The sequence below is a fragment of the Peribacillus sp. TH16 genome (genome assembly GCF_016651095.1).
Classification (GTDB): domain Bacteria; phylum Bacillota; class Bacilli; order Bacillales; family DSM-1321; genus Peribacillus; species Peribacillus butanolivorans.
In genome coordinates this window covers 359,514-374,812 of the sequence record NZ_JAEKEM010000003.1, presented here as the reverse complement: position 1 = coordinate 374,812, position 15,299 = coordinate 359,514, and the positions used below count along the sequence as shown (strand labels likewise).

General features: G+C 40.2%; 11 protein-coding genes, 3 rRNA genes and 1 riboswitch. Of the genes, 11 read left to right on the top strand and 3 right to left on the bottom strand.

Going from position 1 to position 15,299, the window contains the following annotated elements:
* The first annotated feature begins 342 nt into the window (after positions 1–342).
* From JFV29_RS13080 to JFV29_RS31060, 7 genes are all read left to right on the top strand, one after another.
* Positions 343–558 (top strand): hypothetical protein, encoded by a 216-nt coding sequence (locus JFV29_RS13080; protein ID WP_053348812.1) that lies wholly within the window; start codon positions 343–345, stop codon positions 556–558.
* Positions 559–797: 239 nt separating this feature from the next.
* Entirely contained in the window at positions 798–947 is a 150-nt protein-coding gene (locus JFV29_RS13075; protein WP_056529733.1) for a hypothetical protein, read from the top strand.
* Positions 948–1,597: 650 nt separating this feature from the next.
* Positions 1,598–3,149, top strand: a 16S ribosomal RNA gene (locus JFV29_RS13070).
* Between the two features lie 172 nt (positions 3,150–3,321).
* Positions 3,322–6,253, top strand: a 23S ribosomal RNA gene (locus JFV29_RS13065).
* A gap of 61 nt (positions 6,254–6,314) precedes the next feature.
* Positions 6,315–6,430, top strand: a 5S ribosomal RNA gene (gene rrf / locus JFV29_RS13060).
* Together the 16S, 23S and 5S rRNA genes form the textbook arrangement of a ribosomal RNA operon.
* 166 nt (positions 6,431–6,596) lie before the next feature.
* Positions 6,597–7,457 carry a tyrosine-type recombinase/integrase gene (locus tag JFV29_RS13055; RefSeq protein ID WP_201184225.1) on the top strand — a complete coding sequence of 287 codons (861 nt, stop codon included), beginning with the start codon at positions 6,597–6,599 and terminating at the stop codon, positions 7,455–7,457.
* 152 nt (positions 7,458–7,609) lie between these two features.
* Positions 7,610–7,732, top strand: coding sequence for a hypothetical protein (locus JFV29_RS31060; protein ID WP_255264167.1), 123 nt, complete (start codon positions 7,610–7,612; stop codon positions 7,730–7,732).
* A 294-nt stretch (positions 7,733–8,026) separates the two neighbouring features.
* Here JFV29_RS31060 and JFV29_RS13050 read toward each other — a convergent pair whose 3' ends face one another.
* Both JFV29_RS13050 and dapA read right to left on the bottom strand, forming a co-directional pair.
* Positions 8,027–8,416, bottom strand: a complete 390-nt coding sequence (locus JFV29_RS13050) for a VOC family protein (protein ID WP_201184222.1) — start codon at positions 8,414–8,416, stop codon at positions 8,027–8,029.
* A gap of 390 nt (positions 8,417–8,806) precedes the next feature.
* Positions 8,807–9,691 carry a 4-hydroxy-tetrahydrodipicolinate synthase gene (gene dapA, locus JFV29_RS13045; RefSeq protein ID WP_201184219.1) on the bottom strand — a complete coding sequence of 295 codons (885 nt, stop codon included), beginning with the start codon at positions 9,689–9,691 and terminating at the stop codon, positions 8,807–8,809.
* A gap of 138 nt (positions 9,692–9,829) precedes the next feature.
* Positions 9,830–10,008: riboswitch (Lysine riboswitch) on the bottom strand.
* A 618-nt stretch (positions 10,009–10,626) separates the two neighbouring features.
* Between dapA and JFV29_RS13040 the strand changes: the two genes are divergently transcribed.
* Together JFV29_RS13040 and JFV29_RS13035 are read left to right on the top strand one after the other, a co-directional pair.
* Positions 10,627–11,037 (top strand): NUDIX hydrolase, encoded by a 411-nt coding sequence (locus tag JFV29_RS13040; RefSeq protein ID WP_201183791.1) that lies wholly within the window; start codon positions 10,627–10,629, stop codon positions 11,035–11,037.
* Positions 11,038–11,093: 56 nt separating this feature from the next.
* On the top strand, positions 11,094–11,336 hold the full coding sequence (locus JFV29_RS13035; RefSeq protein ID WP_201184216.1) for a hypothetical protein: 243 nt from the start codon (positions 11,094–11,096) through the stop codon (positions 11,334–11,336).
* 185 nt (positions 11,337–11,521) lie between these two features.
* Here the strand turns inward: JFV29_RS13035 and JFV29_RS13030 are convergent, their stop codons facing one another.
* Positions 11,522–11,764, bottom strand: a complete 243-nt coding sequence (locus tag JFV29_RS13030; RefSeq protein ID WP_201184214.1) for a hypothetical protein — start codon at positions 11,762–11,764, stop codon at positions 11,522–11,524.
* 263 nt (positions 11,765–12,027) lie between these two features.
* On the opposite strand from JFV29_RS13030, the gene JFV29_RS13025 reads away from it, so the two are divergent.
* Positions 12,028–13,308 (top strand): Rieske 2Fe-2S domain-containing protein, encoded by a 1,281-nt coding sequence (locus JFV29_RS13025; RefSeq protein WP_201184212.1) that lies wholly within the window; start codon positions 12,028–12,030, stop codon positions 13,306–13,308.
* Between the two features lie 494 nt (positions 13,309–13,802).
* Positions 13,803–15,047 carry an MFS transporter gene (locus JFV29_RS13020; protein WP_201184209.1) on the top strand — a complete coding sequence of 415 codons (1,245 nt, stop codon included), beginning with the start codon at positions 13,803–13,805 and terminating at the stop codon, positions 15,045–15,047.
* Positions 15,048–15,299: the final 252 nt, after the last annotated feature.

Below are 15,299 nucleotides of genomic sequence, written 5' to 3'. Positions count from 1 at the left end.
TTGTTAATTAATAATGTGAAGATTTCCAATTAAACTATTGGGTCGTGCGTTAGCTGAAGATTGGAGTTGTCTTTAAGGCAACTATTTTGTATGAAAATATATTCGTGAAAGGCCATACAAAATAAGCCCACCATATTCTAATTTTTTGAAGGACGTAAATGTACCATGTCGTTATATTAACTGGTTATGCAGTTTGTTGTTCAGATGGAGCGATTGTATAGCCTTTCTTTTTTAGGTATTCGATCATTTTCTTATGGCACTAAAGGGGCAGTTTAGTTGAATAAGGTAATATTTGGATTAAGATAGATATAAGTAGAAAAGTTAATAACAAGGGGTGATTTTTTGGAGAAAAATATTGGGGATGTAGATTTTTTTAAACAAGTAGTAAAAAGACTTTGCAAAAAAAACAATATTTCCCCTCAGAAACCTAAATTTGAAATCATCGAGAACGTAATGGTTATTAGCATTAAGAACCATTTAAAAGATGGAGTAGACTTAGATTGTTTTAATATTTTAAACCTTATTTACCGAACAATTGGACCTTTAGAAGAGAGCTGAACAAACAAGAAATAGAATTATTGAGGCTTATGCAGAGTGTCAAGGCATTTTATTTTGATTATAGCAATGAAATGAATACCATTTGGCGATGATTATTTTACTAAGTTTTTAATGTTTTTACTGATATATGCAAAGTTAGCAGTACACTAATAAAGTAATAAGGTTTACTTCAGTAAAATAAGGTATATTATATTTGTTGAATAGATTCTCTTTAAAGACATGAAAAGTAGGTGAACAAAGTGGGAAAATATCAATTGGATTACAAAGGTCAGGTAGCTGTGACAAAGTTTCATGAAAAACAGACGCCTGCCAAATTTGATAAAAAGCAGCAACTTGAAAAAATACGTGCGGAGTATTTGAAAAAGAAGCAAAAACAAACAGATAAATAATATGAATGAAAACATAGGAAGACTAAAATCTCCCTATGTTTTTCTTATTCGAAGTTCTTTTTTCAATTGATGATAGAGTTTATTATTCCCATAAATTTCAGATTCGGTGACAAAAAAATCGTCATCAGATATCCATTCCTCACTAAAAATTTCAGTAGCAGAATCAATAGACCAGCCGTTATTTTGGATACACCAGTAATCTCCAGCAGAATTTTTAAAACATTTGGATACTCACTTGGCTTAGGTAGCTGAATAAAAAGATAAGTATAGAAGAAAGACGTTTCTAAAAAATTATTCACTTCCATAAAATAAGGTAAATGAATGACCGGAGAACTTGCTTAGGTGATTTTTTGTACATCAACAAAATAGGTTCAAGGTGAACAAACGTCATAGTTTGTTAATTTATCAATTCCAAGTTGACTATTTTAAAAAATAGAAGTATGATAATGAAGTCGCTTAATTAATAGGCGATTTTATGAAACTGAAATTCTTCGCAGAAGTTGACAACTATTCGTAGCTATGTTAAGATGAATAAGTCGAAACAAACCGACAACGAAATTGCTCTTTGAAAACTGAACAAAACAAAGCGCCAACGTTAATTTTTAAAGTGAGCACACACTATCAAAAGCAAAATGAGCAAGTCAAACATTTCTTCGGAGAGTTTGATCCTGGCTCAGGACGAACGCTGGCGGCGTGCCTAATACATGCAAGTCGAGCGAATCGATGGGAGCTTACTCCCTGAGATTAGCGGCGGACGGGTGAGTAACACGTGGGCAACCTGCCTATAAGACTGGGATAACTTCGGGAAACCGGAGCTAATACCGGATACGTTCTTTTCTCGCATGAGAGAAGATGGAAAGACGGTTTACGCTGTCACTTATAGATGGGCCCGCGGCGCATTAGCTAGTTGGTGAGGTAATGGCTCACCAAGGCGACGATGCGTAGCCGACCTGAGAGGGTGATCGGCCACACTGGGACTGAGACACGGCCCAGACTCCTACGGGAGGCAGCAGTAGGGAATCTTCCGCAATGGACGAAAGTCTGACGGAGCAACGCCGCGTGAACGAAGAAGGCCTTCGGGTCGTAAAGTTCTGTTGTTAGGGAAGAACAAGTACCAGAGTAACTGCTGGTACCTTGACGGTACCTAACCAGAAAGCCACGGCTAACTACGTGCCAGCAGCCGCGGTAATACGTAGGTGGCAAGCGTTGTCCGGAATTATTGGGCGTAAAGCGCGCGCATAGTGGTTCCTTAAGTCTGATGTGAAAGCCCACGGCTCAACCGTGGAGGGTCATTGGAAACTGGGGAACTTGAGTGCAGAAGAGGAAAGTGGAATTCCAAGTGTAGCGGTGAAATGCGTAGAGATTTGGAGGAACACCAGTGGCGAAGGCGACTTTCTGGTCTGTAACTGACACTGAGGCGCGAAAGCGTGGGGAGCAAACAGGATTAGATACCCTGGTAGTCCACGCCGTAAACGATGAGTGCTAAGTGTTAGAGGGTTTCCGCCCTTTAGTGCTGCAGCTAACGCATTAAGCACTCCGCCTGGGGAGTACGGCCGCAAGGCTGAAACTCAAAGGAATTGACGGGGGCCCGCACAAGCGGTGGAGCATGTGGTTTAATTCGAAGCAACGCGAAGAACCTTACCAGGTCTTGACATCCTCTGACAACCCTAGAGATAGGGCGTTCCCCTTCGGGGGACAGAGTGACAGGTGGTGCATGGTTGTCGTCAGCTCGTGTCGTGAGATGTTGGGTTAAGTCCCGCAACGAGCGCAACCCTTGATCTTAGTTGCCAGCATTCAGTTGGGCACTCTAAGGTGACTGCCGGTGACAAACCGGAGGAAGGTGGGGATGACGTCAAATCATCATGCCCCTTATGACCTGGGCTACACACGTGCTACAATGGATGGTACAAAGGGCTGCAAACCTGCGAAGGTAAGCGAATCCCATAAAGCCATTCTCAGTTCGGATTGTAGGCTGCAACTCGCCTACATGAAGCCGGAATCGCTAGTAATCGCGGATCAGCATGCCGCGGTGAATACGTTCCCGGGCCTTGTACACACCGCCCGTCACACCACGAGAGTTTGTAACACCCGAAGTCGGTGAGGTAACCTTTATGGAGCCAGCCGCCTAAGGTGGGACAGATGATTGGGGTGAAGTCGTAACAAGGTAGCCGTATCGGAAGGTGCGGCTGGATCACCTCCTTTCTAAGGATAAATACGAGAGCGCTTTTGTTTTGTTCAGTTTTGAATGAGTAATTCATTCATATAAGAGAGAATACATCACTTAGTGATGCTCTTTATACTTTGTTCCTTGAAAACTAGATAATAGATAGAAGGTAATTAATTTTTTCAAAGCATCAGTAAGATCTTTTTTAACGGTTAAGTTAGAAAGGGCGCACGGTGGATGCCTTGGCACTAGGAGCCGATGAAGGACGGGACTAACACCGATATGCTTCGGGGAGCTGTAAGTAAGCTTTGATCCGGAGATTTCCGAATGGGGAAACCCACTGTTCGTAATGGAACAGTATCTTTACCTGAATACATAGGGTACTGAAGGCAGACCCGGGGAACTGAAACATCTAAGTACCCGGAGGAAGAGAAAGCAAATGCGATTTCCTGAGTAGCGGCGAGCGAAACGGAATTAGCCCAAACCAAGAGGCTTGCCTCTTGGGGTTGTAGGACACTCAACATGGAGTTACAAAGGAACGGGGTAAATGAAGTGATCTGGAAAGGTCCGTCAAAGAAGGTAAAAACCCTGTAGTTGAAACTTCGTTCCCTCCTGAGTGGATCCTGAGTACGGCGGGACACGAGAAATCCCGTCGGAAGCAGGGAGGACCATCTCCCAAGGCTAAATACTACCTAGTGACCGATAGTGAACCAGTACCGTGAGGGAAAGGTGAAAAGCACCCCGGAAGGGGAGTGAAATAGATCCTGAAACCGTGTGCCTACAAGTAGTCAAAGCCCGTTAATGGGTAATGGCGTGCCTTTTGTAGAATGAACCGGCGAGTTACGATTTCATGCGAGGTTAAGTTGATAAGACGGAGCCGCAGCGAAAGCGAGTCTGAATAGGGCGAATGAGTATGAGGTCGTAGACCCGAAACCAGGTGATCTACCCATGTCCAGGGTGAAGTTCAGGTAACACTGAATGGAGGCCCGAACCCACGCACGTTGAAAAGTGCGGGGATGAGGTGTGGGTAGCGGAGAAATTCCAATCGAACCTGGAGATAGCTGGTTCTCTCCGAAATAGCTTTAGGGCTAGCCTCAAGATGAGAGTATTGGAGGTAGAGCACTGATTGGACTAGGGGCCCCCAACGGGTTACCGAATTCAGTCAAACTCCGAATGCCAAATACTTATTCTTGGGAGTCAGACTGCGAGTGATAAGATCCGTAGTCGAAAGGGAAACAGCCCAGACCACCAGCTAAGGTCCCAAAGTATACGTTAAGTGGAAAAGGATGTGGAGTTGCTTAGACAACCAGGATGTTGGCTCAGAAGCAGCCATCATTTAAAGAGTGCGTAATAGCTCACTGGTCGAGTGACTCCGCGCCGAAAATGTACCGGGGCTAAACGTATCACCGAAGCTGTGGATTGACACCGTATGGTGTCGATGGTAGGAGAGCGTTCTAAGGGCGTTGAAGTCAGACCGGAAGGACTGGTGGAGCGCTTAGAAGTGAGAATGCCGGTATGAGTAGCGAAAGAAGGGTGAGAATCCCTTCCACCGAATGCCTAAGGTTTCCTGAGGAAGGCTCGTCCGCTCAGGGTTAGTCGGGACCTAAGCCGAGGCCGAAAGGCGTAGGCGATGGACAACAGGTTGATATTCCTGTACCACCTATACATCGTTTGAACGATGGGGGGACGCAGAAGGATAGGGTAAGCGCGCTGTTGGATATGCGCGTCCAAGCAGTTAGGCCGGAAACGAGGCAAATCCCGTTTCCATTAAGGCGGAGCTGTGATGGCGAGGGAAATATAGTACCGAAGTTCCTGATTCCACGCTGCCAAGAAAAGCCTCTAGTGAGATGTAAGGTGCCCGTACCGCAAACCGACACAGGTAGGCGAGGAGAGAATCCTAAGGTGTGCGAGAGAACTCTCGTTAAGGAACTCGGCAAAATGACCCCGTAACTTCGGGAGAAGGGGTGCTTTTTAGGGTGAATAGCCCAGAAAAGCCGCAGTGAATAGGCCCAGGCGACTGTTTAGCAAAAACACAGGTCTCTGCGAAGCCGCAAGGCGAAGTATAGGGGCTGACACCGCCCGGTGCTGGAAGGTTAAGGGGAGAGGTTAGCGCAAGCGAAGCTTTGAACCGAAGCCCCAGTAAACGGCGGCCGTAACTATAACGGTCCTAAGGTAGCGAAATTCCTTGTCGGGTAAGTTCCGACCCGCACGAAAGGTGTAACGATCTGGGCACTGTCTCAACGAGAGACTCGGTGAAATTATAGTACCTGTGAAGATGCAGGTTACCCGCGACAGGACGGAAAGACCCCGTGGAGCTTTACTGCAGCCTGATATTGAATTTTGGTACAGCTTGTACAGGATAGGTAGGAGCCTGAGAAGCCGGAGCGCTAGCTTCGGTGGAGGCGTTGGTGGGATACTACCCTGGCTGTATTGAAATTCTAACCCGCGCCCCTTATCGGGGTGGGAGACAGTGTCAGGTGGGCAGTTTGACTGGGGCGGTCGCCTCCTAAAGAGTAACGGAGGCGCCCAAAGGTTCCCTCAGAATGGTTGGAAATCATTCGTAGAGTGTAAAGGCACAAGGGAGCTTGACTGCGAGACCTACAAGTCGAGCAGGGACGAAAGTCGGGCTTAGTGATCCGGTGGTTCCGCATGGAAGGGCCATCGCTCAACGGATAAAAGCTACCCCGGGGATAACAGGCTTATCTCCCCCAAGAGTCCACATCGACGGGGAGGTTTGGCACCTCGATGTCGGCTCATCGCATCCTGGGGCTGTAGTCGGTCCCAAGGGTTGGGCTGTTCGCCCATTAAAGCGGTACGCGAGCTGGGTTCAGAACGTCGTGAGACAGTTCGGTCCCTATCCGTCGCGGGCGCAGGAAATTTGAGAGGAGCTGTCCTTAGTACGAGAGGACCGGGATGGACGCACCGCTGGTGTACCAGTTGTCTTGCCAAAGGCATAGCTGGGTAGCTACGTGCGGACGGGATAAGTGCTGAAAGCATCTAAGCATGAAGCCCCCCTCGAGATGAGATTTCCCATAGCGCAAGCTAGTAAGATCCCTGAAAGATGATCAGGTTGATAGGTCAGAGGTGGAAGCGTGGCGACATGTGGAGCTGACTGATACTAATAGATCGAGGACTTAACCACGCTTTAAAAAATGAAATACCTTCTTATTATCTAGTTTTGAAGGAACAACGTTCCTTTAATGTTTGGTGGCGATAGCGAAGAGGTCACACCCGTTCCCATTCCGAACACGGCAGTTAAGCTCTTCAGCGCCGAGGGTAGTTGGGGGTTTCCCCCTGTGAGAGTAGGACGCCGCCAAGCAATGTTTATCACATGAATTAGGATTCATAAACCCGTATAATCAGGTTCAAATCCTATCTACGCATTCTAAACCTTAGGATTCTCCTAAGGTTTTTTTGTATAAATTCCACGATTCGTGTATTGGATAGGCGTATTAATAGCATGATTTTGGTAGGGGGGCTTCTCGATGACCAGTAAAGAAGAGATCCTGGACAATAAACAAATTCTTCATTCTTTTGCGGAATGGTTAATGGGTCAAAATAAATCCGATGGTACGATTAAAACCTATGTGGGAGTCATCTCCCAGTTTCTTCAATGGTTTAAAGAAGAAGCGGAAGAGATTGAAAAATCCCACGTGCAAACCTATTTAGACGATATGGAACAGTCAAATAAGAGTGGAGGAACGATTGAAAAACATTATTCAGCCATTACGATGTTTTCCAGGTTCCTTGATAAACCCGAGATCGTCCTCAACATCGACCGTAAAGCAAAGGAAAAGAAAGAAGATCCGCCAGAAGCCCTGAACATGCTTGAGCAAGCTGATCTCCTAAAAGAAATCGAGGCCTCTGGGCATTTCAGGAATATTGCCATTGTCTATACACTGATCCATACGGGTATCCGGGTGTCCGAACTTTGTGATTTGAACCATAGCGACATTCAAAAAGAGGGAGACAGGCAATATATCCTCATCCGGGATTCAAAAGGGGATATAGACAGGAAGATTCCACTCTCCATGGCTGCTAGTGAAAAGATCAAGGCATACAAGGAATTTTTAAATATGGAAACGGAAGCGATCTTCATATCCAGTGTGAATCAGCGCATCACGCCAAGGTCCGTGCAATATATGCTGACTAAATATAATGCGACTCCCCATAAGCTGCGGAATACGTTTTGCCAAAAATTAATCGATTCGGGGATAGACCTTCAAACCGTTTCAAAATTGATGGGGCATAAAGATTTGAACATGACCAAACGTTATGTAGGAGAAGGAAAAGAAGAATTGGAATTAGCCATTGAAAATACTTTTGATGATAATTTATTAAGGTAGGAAAACCTTTATGCCCTATCTAGATGTATATCGGGATGTATTCCCCAGGCCAAGCCAACTCCATAAGCCCCTTTACACCCTCTCCTATTTGGAGGGGGTTATTTTTATTAATTTGGGAGACCTTAAAAGATATCACAATTAGGAGGGATATTGTGAAAACGGAAGATGAAAAAACCTCAGATGGCTTAAATGAGATCTTTGAAATTATTAATGCTAAAGGTGATACAGGAGAACTAAAAGAAATCATCCAAAAATCAGATGAACAAATAATGTAGACAAATAAACTTTCTGCGTCTATCAAATCGTAAAAGCCTTTCTCCTAAATGAGAAGGGCTAATCTGTTAATCTTCAAACAATTCATCCATCAAGTCATTGATTTCTTTTCTTACTTTTCAGTGCCTTCTTTGGATCTGGTAATCTTATCACCATCAATAATCAGTATATCCCCAACCTTCTATATATTTTCGGTTTATGAAATTTGTCTACTCCTTAGATGTGAAGGGCTTTTAATATAATAAGGGTCACAGAAATGATCAAACTTTACTTATTTCATCTCATATTAAGTATCTTTAATCTTTTGCTCGTTCTACCAATTGTAGCAATTCACCATTAGGTCCATTGAATAAAATCATACGTCCACATTCAAGTGTTGGTTGTGGTTGAGGGGATAAAAATTCAATTCCTTTATTCCGGTAATGGTTAATTGCTATATTAATATCTTCTACTGTAAAAGAAAGGTGGTTAACGATTCCACTTTTGTTATACTTACCAATAGGTTCAATGTCTTTGATTAGTTCAATTTCCATACTAGGCTGTTCTTCCAAGTACAAAAATGCCATCTCTCTTGTTTTTGAAGATCCTCGAAGGCGAACCTTAAACCCAAACATATCTGAGTAGTATTGAATAGTATGATCCATATTAGTAACAATAATAGCTATATGTTCCATTTTTTTTATCATTTGTATTCTTCCTTTCAACATAAATAATAAATTTAAATAAATATACACCAACTTAGTAAACATTTATTTTGGTTTATCAAAGAATTAATGCGTTTACTATTTTTATTTATCTATCTATCATCTGTAAAAAGATAAAAACGAAGTGAAAGAAAAGGTAATTATGGAACTTAAGACCCGTTAGTAAAAAAATTAAAGGTAAGGTTTTTTCAACCTTACCCCTTAAAGATTGTCTTCCTATGGTGCAATATCTTCTAGAACCTTTTCACTAGTTTCAATCATTCGATATGCTATAAACGTACGGATGGCAGCTACGCAAGCAAAAAGAACAAAGACAGAATTAAGACCTTTAGCGCCAGTCTCGCTGAATGAATCATTATTTTATTTATTCAACTAAACAGCTTCTACGTTACTAGGTTGTAGAGCTATTTGTAGTGCTATTTTTTCTTCATTGTTTAAAGGGACCAATGGTAAGCGGACACCTCCAACATTTAATCCTCGCATATTTAATGCCGATTTTACCGGTGATGGGTTTGATGCAGCAAATAATGCTTTCATAATTGGAAGAAGGTTACGATGTGTAGAAGCAGCACCATGGACATCACCATTTTTAAAGCTATTGATCATTTCTTGCATTTCATTACCAATGATGTGTGAAGAAACCGAAACAATGCCTGTTCCACCGATAGCTAAAACAGGTAATGTTAACCCATCATCGCCGCTGTACAACGTAAAATCACTAGAGGATTTGCTTATGATTTGTGCCATGGCATCTAAGTCACCACTTGCTTCTTTTACTGCGACAATATTGTTAATCTTTGAGAGACTAACAATCGTCTCTACTGACATGTTTACAACACTTCGTCCTGGAATATTATAAAGCATTACCGGTAATGATGTTGATTGGGCAATCGCATTAAAGTGCTGAAATAATCCTTCTTGAGACGGCTTGTTATAGTATGGGGTGACGAGCATAATTCCATCGACTCCTGCTGCCTCTGCTTGTCTTGTTAAGCTAATCGAAGCTTTCGTGTTATTTGAGCCAGTTCCAGCTATAACTGGAACTCTTCCATCGACAACTTCCCCAACAAATTTGAATAAATCTACTTTTTCTTCTGCTGTTAATGTAGGCGACTCTCCAGTTGTACCAGCTATAACTAATCCATCAGAACCATTAGCAATTAAATAATTTACTAAAGTTCTCGTAGCATTAAAATCAACCTCATTATTATGATTAAACGGGGTAACCATTGCGGTTAAAACTTGGCCAAAATTCATAACTTCACACCCTTTAGTATAATTTTTTAAAAAAATTCAGAGGTGGTCAGGGCCATTCAGGAGTAAACGCAAAAAAGCAACAACGAGGATTCGCTGCTGCAGTAGAAACAATATTTAATAAAAAAAAATCGTTTCGGCGCGTAAGATAGCCCTCCATATAGTTTCCTATATGACAGTTCTGTATTTATTCAATAGCAGAACCAGCTTCAAGAACATGAGATTCTTTCCGCTTCGGCAAATTCCCCTTTCCACAATAGTCATAGGATCTCATTCTCCTCAAAATGTGTACTAATGGTCTTTGCTCCTCTATCCTCACTTCAAAAAGTATGAAGTAAGAAAATATTTAATTGACTGTAATATAACAGGAAATCCTTTCTATTGCAAGGCCAATTTAGAAATATTTTTTTAAGAATACATGGATAATCGATGGAAATGGCTAAGGTATTGGGGTGGATTCATCTATTATGTAAACTCAACAGATTAATAGTTTTATAAAACAAACTGTTTGAAAAGTTTTTCACCCTTTTATAGTCAGTTTTTACAATTGATATATCTTATAGAAGGAATTAGTATTTATCTTATGAATACCAAGAATAATGATCAAGGAGGGGGCACAACATGACTAATACAAAACTAACAAAGGAAAGAAAAGATATGAAAATCCGTGAAGTTTGGGAAGCAAGAAAACGAATCGCTTCAATTGTAAGTAGAACTCCATTGATTCTTTAAGCTGTATTGTGTAATCGGGCAACTTTACCAAAGAGTAAACGCTATCCAAAATGAGATTGAACTGATTTATAATTTGTTTGAGTTAGTTGTCCAATGGATCACTAAAAGGTGTTCAATGACAATAAAGATAATTAATTACAAATAAAGATGTTTAATTTACAATAGACTTGTTTAACTCTTAACTAATAAGAAAAGGAGTATTGAATTTGAATCGTGTTGATGTTGTGTACACACTTTTGTTTAACGAGGATACCAATAAGATTTTAGTGGTACTAAATAAAAAAAATAACACTTGGTCCTTACCAGGAGGAGCAGTTGAAGCAAATGAGACTCTAAAAGAAGCAGCCATCAGAGAAGTTAAAGAAGAAACGGGCTATGATGTGCAGGTAAACGATATTATTGCATTAAATGAAGCATTTATAAATGAAGATCATGTATATTTTATTATGTTTGAAGGGCAAGTTCTAAAATCACCTGAACAAATTCCAAAGGAAAAAAACATTTTAAGAGTTGAATGGGTAAATTTAGAGGAAGCAGATAGACTAATGCCTTATTATCCAGAAGGAGTATCCAAACTAATTAGCAACTCCAGAGCAGGATATACATTCCAAAAATAATTAAAATACAATGGTATTAGGGCTAAATTGCTTGAGGGGTGTCTTGTCCGTCCGGAATGGGTTTTAAGACGGTAGACCTTCGCAATGCTTTGATAGGGGAAACGCCAGGCAGCGAAAAGATAAGTAAGGATGAGCCGGTGTTTCTGCTTAATCTCGATGAGCTGACGGAATTAAAAGCACCGTACATGGACGAAGAAAAGACGGAAACTTGCTTTCGAAATATAAGTCGGACGACTGGCGGAATCATTGTTTCCGAAATCCCAAGGCTTCCAAGTCGAACGAACCCCCCACAAAAGTAATGTTATCTTTATTATACAAAATAAGCTTATAGACTTCCCCTAAAAAGGGACTTTGTCTACAAGCTGAGAAGTGGATAACAAATCCACTTCTTTTATTTTTACAGATTTTTAATTTTGTATTCTTTTCCAATATTGTTGTTAGTGTTATTTATCTTCCATACTTTTAAACAGTTATTTTAAATTTATTACCATACTTGAGCTATTTGAGCCAATTCAGCTGCCTCCCAAACCGGTAATACGGTGAAGCCATCTTGTTTAGCCAACTCCCAATTTTCATCACCAATTCGGAGACCAATGACTACATCAATTCCGTGACTTCTAAGAAAATTCGCTCGTTGCTGTCCTCCATTATCTTGATATCCAAGAATTGCAACTGTTTTATTGCTATAACATTTTAAAATTAATTGTTCAAATTCTTTATCATTCATAATTTTAACCTTCTTTCCTAAAAACTATAAATATAAACTAGTAAATTAATATTCCCAATTTTCTTATTATTATATACGTGTAATTAACACCCGACAAATTGATGATTTTAATTGAGCCTATAAAAAAAACTAATATGGCCAGCCATGCTAATAAAGCTATTAATATTTTCTATGAGACAGATAAAAAGAATCAATTTGAAAACGCTTTAGTTATATCCGAAAATGAAAATAGAACATAAATGAAACCTAGGAGGGGAATTAATTTGTTATCTAGTAATGATAATTATTTATTGACAAGAACTGGTCCTGAAACACGTATGGGGGATATGCTTAGACAATACTGGATCCCAGCACTTTTAGCAGAGGAACTTCCTCATCCGGATTGTCCACCGGTACGAGTTAAGCTTTTAGGTGAGGAATTAATCGCATTTCGTGATACAAATGGAAAACTTGGAATAGTTGATGAATTCTGCCCACACCGTAAAGTGTCTCTCTTTTTCGGTCGGAATGAAGACTGTGGCGTTAGATGCGCATACCATGGGTGGAAATTCGACACTGAAGGCAATTGTGTAGATTTACCTTCTGAACCGCCAGAAAGTAAGTTTAAGGATAAAGTTAAAATTAAGTCATATCCTTGTGAGGAACGTGGTGGAGTTATTTGGACATATATGGGACCAACTGAATCTAAACCGGAATTACCAGAACAAGAATGGATGCTAGTTTCTGATAGTCAACGCCATCTATCTAGAAAAATACAAGAAAGTAATTTTTTTCAAGCTTTAGAAGGTGGAATTGATTCAAGTCACGTTTCAATTCTTCACTCCGGTTCAGTTGGAGGTTTAGGAGTTTCTAAAAACAGTAACAGCACATCACTCTTAGCGAAAGATACTGCGCCCCGCTTTGAAGTTGCAGATACCGATTATGGATTATTAATCGGTGCAAGAAGAGAGGCCGATGATGAAAACTTTTATTGGAGGATTACACAGTTTCTTATGCCTTTTTATTCCATGATACCTCCGTTTGCAGGGGCTCCACGAGGAGGGCATGCTTGGGTGCCTATTGATGATGAAAACTGTTGGGTATGGAGCTGGAGTTGGACACCAGATCGTGATCTGACAGAAGAGGAAATTAAACAGATGAAGTCTGGGGCCGGAATTCATCCAACACTGATACCAGGTACATTCCGTACAAAAGGAAATAAAGAAAATGATTTCCTTATCGATCGAGAAATGCAAAAAAGAGGCGAATCTTTTGCTGGTATATTTGGTGTAGGTATGGAGGATCATGCAGTTCAAGTAAGTGCGGGGCCAATTGTTGACCGATCACAAGAAAAGTTAGGAACAAGTGATACAGCTATTATAAAGGCTCGACAATGTTTGTTAAAAGCAGTAAGGGCTCTAGAAAACGGAGAAAAGTTACCGGCTTTGGATCCTAGTAGTCATAGAATTCGTTCTGCTTCTGTCTTACTTCCAAAGGGCGTTCCCTTTCAAGAAGGAGCAAAAGAGGCTTTAGAACTAAATGAAAAGGACTTCGAGGCTGTTTAATAGATGAAGTAAACAATCTATAATTACATTTCTAATTGATTTTAAAACTTTTAAACACCTCTGTAGTACATATGAATGTTAAGGCATTCAAATTACGCCTACGACACAGGGGATGATTTTGGTTTCAAGAACCACTCTTTAAAGATACCTAAAACACATTGGGGTATTAGAGGAAAATTGCGTCGTATTTAAACAGATAGTCCTAAAAAGGGTCTAGAGATGAAGAGAGAAGAATGCAAATGACTATTGAATTCGTTCTGCTTGTACCGGATTCACCCCGGGTGTGCTCATAAAATGAAATTGTTGTGAGAAACTTTTGTATAAGTCAATCTTATTCTATCAAAAAAATTAGTAACGAAAAATGTAAGCGCAATCTCTTACAATAATAATTATTAAAATGAAATTTGATTTTATGGAAAATAAAATTTCATAAAGTGTAGATTTTTATTAATTATTTTTTTATATATAAAAACTGATAGGGGGAATAAGAAAAGATGAATACGAAGGTGAAATCAGCTTTTGTCGCTCTATCGATTGCGTGGTTGGCATATTTACTTTCATATGTAAGTAGAATGTCGTGGTCTCCAATTATTCCGATAGCTTCAGGTGACTTGGGTATAAACGCTACTCAAGCTGGAAGCTACATGACAGCTTTCTATATTGGCTATGTTGTTACACAAATTCCTGGTGGTTTTTTAATTGACCGATATGGTTATCGAAAAGTTTTACTAGGTTGCTTTTCGATAATTGGTTTGTTTACATTTCTAACAGGAGTTGCACCTAGTTTCGAAATAGGAATTGCAACTAGGGTTATTGCAGGAATTGGTTCTGGGGCTATTTTTTCTGCTGGTCTTGTAGTAATAAATGATTGGTTTCCTGAAAATAGACGTGGACTTGCTAATGGAATATTTATGACAGCTACTTCTTTAGCTGTTTCATTGGTAAACTTGTATGTTCCTACAATGGCAAATGGATTTGGTTGGAGATCTGCATTTTATGTTTCAGGTATCCTTCCTTTGATAGGACTAGTTATCGCATTCTTTTTTCTTAAGGAACGCACTCCTATTTCTCAAAATTTAAAAGGAGGTAATAGGGATAAAGTATCTGGTCGTGATATTTTGTCTCTATTTAAAAATAAGAATCTAATGTTAACAGGCATAGCAGGTTTTGGTGGGCAGTGGGCTACTATGGCAACGGCAACATGGGCCAATTCGTATTTAAATAAGTCTCTGCATCTTTCTCTTGTCCAAGCTGGTCTATTTATGTCTATCTTTGGATTTGCAGCTTTACTATCTAAACCAGTTACAGGAATTTTGTCAGACTATTATGATCGTAAAGCTCTAACATTTTGGATCCTTATATTATTAGGACCGGTGTTATTATGGTTTGGTCATAATAAAAATCTTCCGTTGTTATATTTGCTAATTCCAGCGATGGGGATTTTAGGCTATGCATTTTACCCTGTTTTGAATACTGTAATTGGTCATTCGGTAGAAAAAAGACTATTGGGAACAGCATCGGGCTTAGTAAATGCAATGTGGCAATTAGGTGCTATGCTGTCGCCATTAGCTGTTGGTGCTGTAATTGATGCGACGGGTAATTACTTTTATTGTTTTGCTACAATGGCTATTGGGCCATTTTTAGGAGCATTGATATTCTTGTTTATTAAACTGGAAAAAAAGGCATCTAAGATTAAGCAAAATAGTATAGAAGAAGTTCAATTGATGAATGTTCGCTGAACCTATTAATATTAAATAAAAAAATTAGGTTTAAGACCTAAAAGTGTTATTAATATAGACCCAATGAATAAGTTTTACTATTTTCTAAAGTTTAGGTTTGTGTTATGTCGAATAAGGATAAACGATCTGGCCCTGTTATTGGGTTGTTGTGCCCTGATAAAGCCTTGAGTATCTAAATATGTAAATATTGGTAGGTTAATTGAGGTTGGTCATATATATGTTTATTGACAATGAAATCAAGTATAGCAGTTT

What these genes read in the sequence shown, in the direction of transcription:
- dapA (WP_201184219.1), bottom strand. Translation starts at nt 9,691, where the DNA reads ATGAATTTTGGCCAAGTTTTAACCGCAATGGTTACCCCGTTTAATCAT.
- JFV29_RS13050 (WP_201184222.1), bottom strand. Translation starts at nt 8,416, where the DNA reads ATGATAAAAAAAATGGAACATATAGCTATTATTGTTACTAATATGGAT.
- JFV29_RS13030 (WP_201184214.1), bottom strand. Translation starts at nt 11,764, where the DNA reads ATGAATGATAAAGAATTTGAACAATTAATTTTAAAATGTTATAGCAAT.
- JFV29_RS13055 (WP_201184225.1), top strand. Translation starts at nt 6,597, where the DNA reads ATGACCAGTAAAGAAGAGATCCTGGACAATAAACAAATTCTTCATTCT.
- JFV29_RS13020 (WP_201184209.1), top strand. Translation starts at nt 13,803, where the DNA reads ATGAATACGAAGGTGAAATCAGCTTTTGTCGCTCTATCGATTGCGTGG.
- JFV29_RS13035 (WP_201184216.1), top strand. Translation starts at nt 11,094, where the DNA reads ATGGGTTTTAAGACGGTAGACCTTCGCAATGCTTTGATAGGGGAAACG.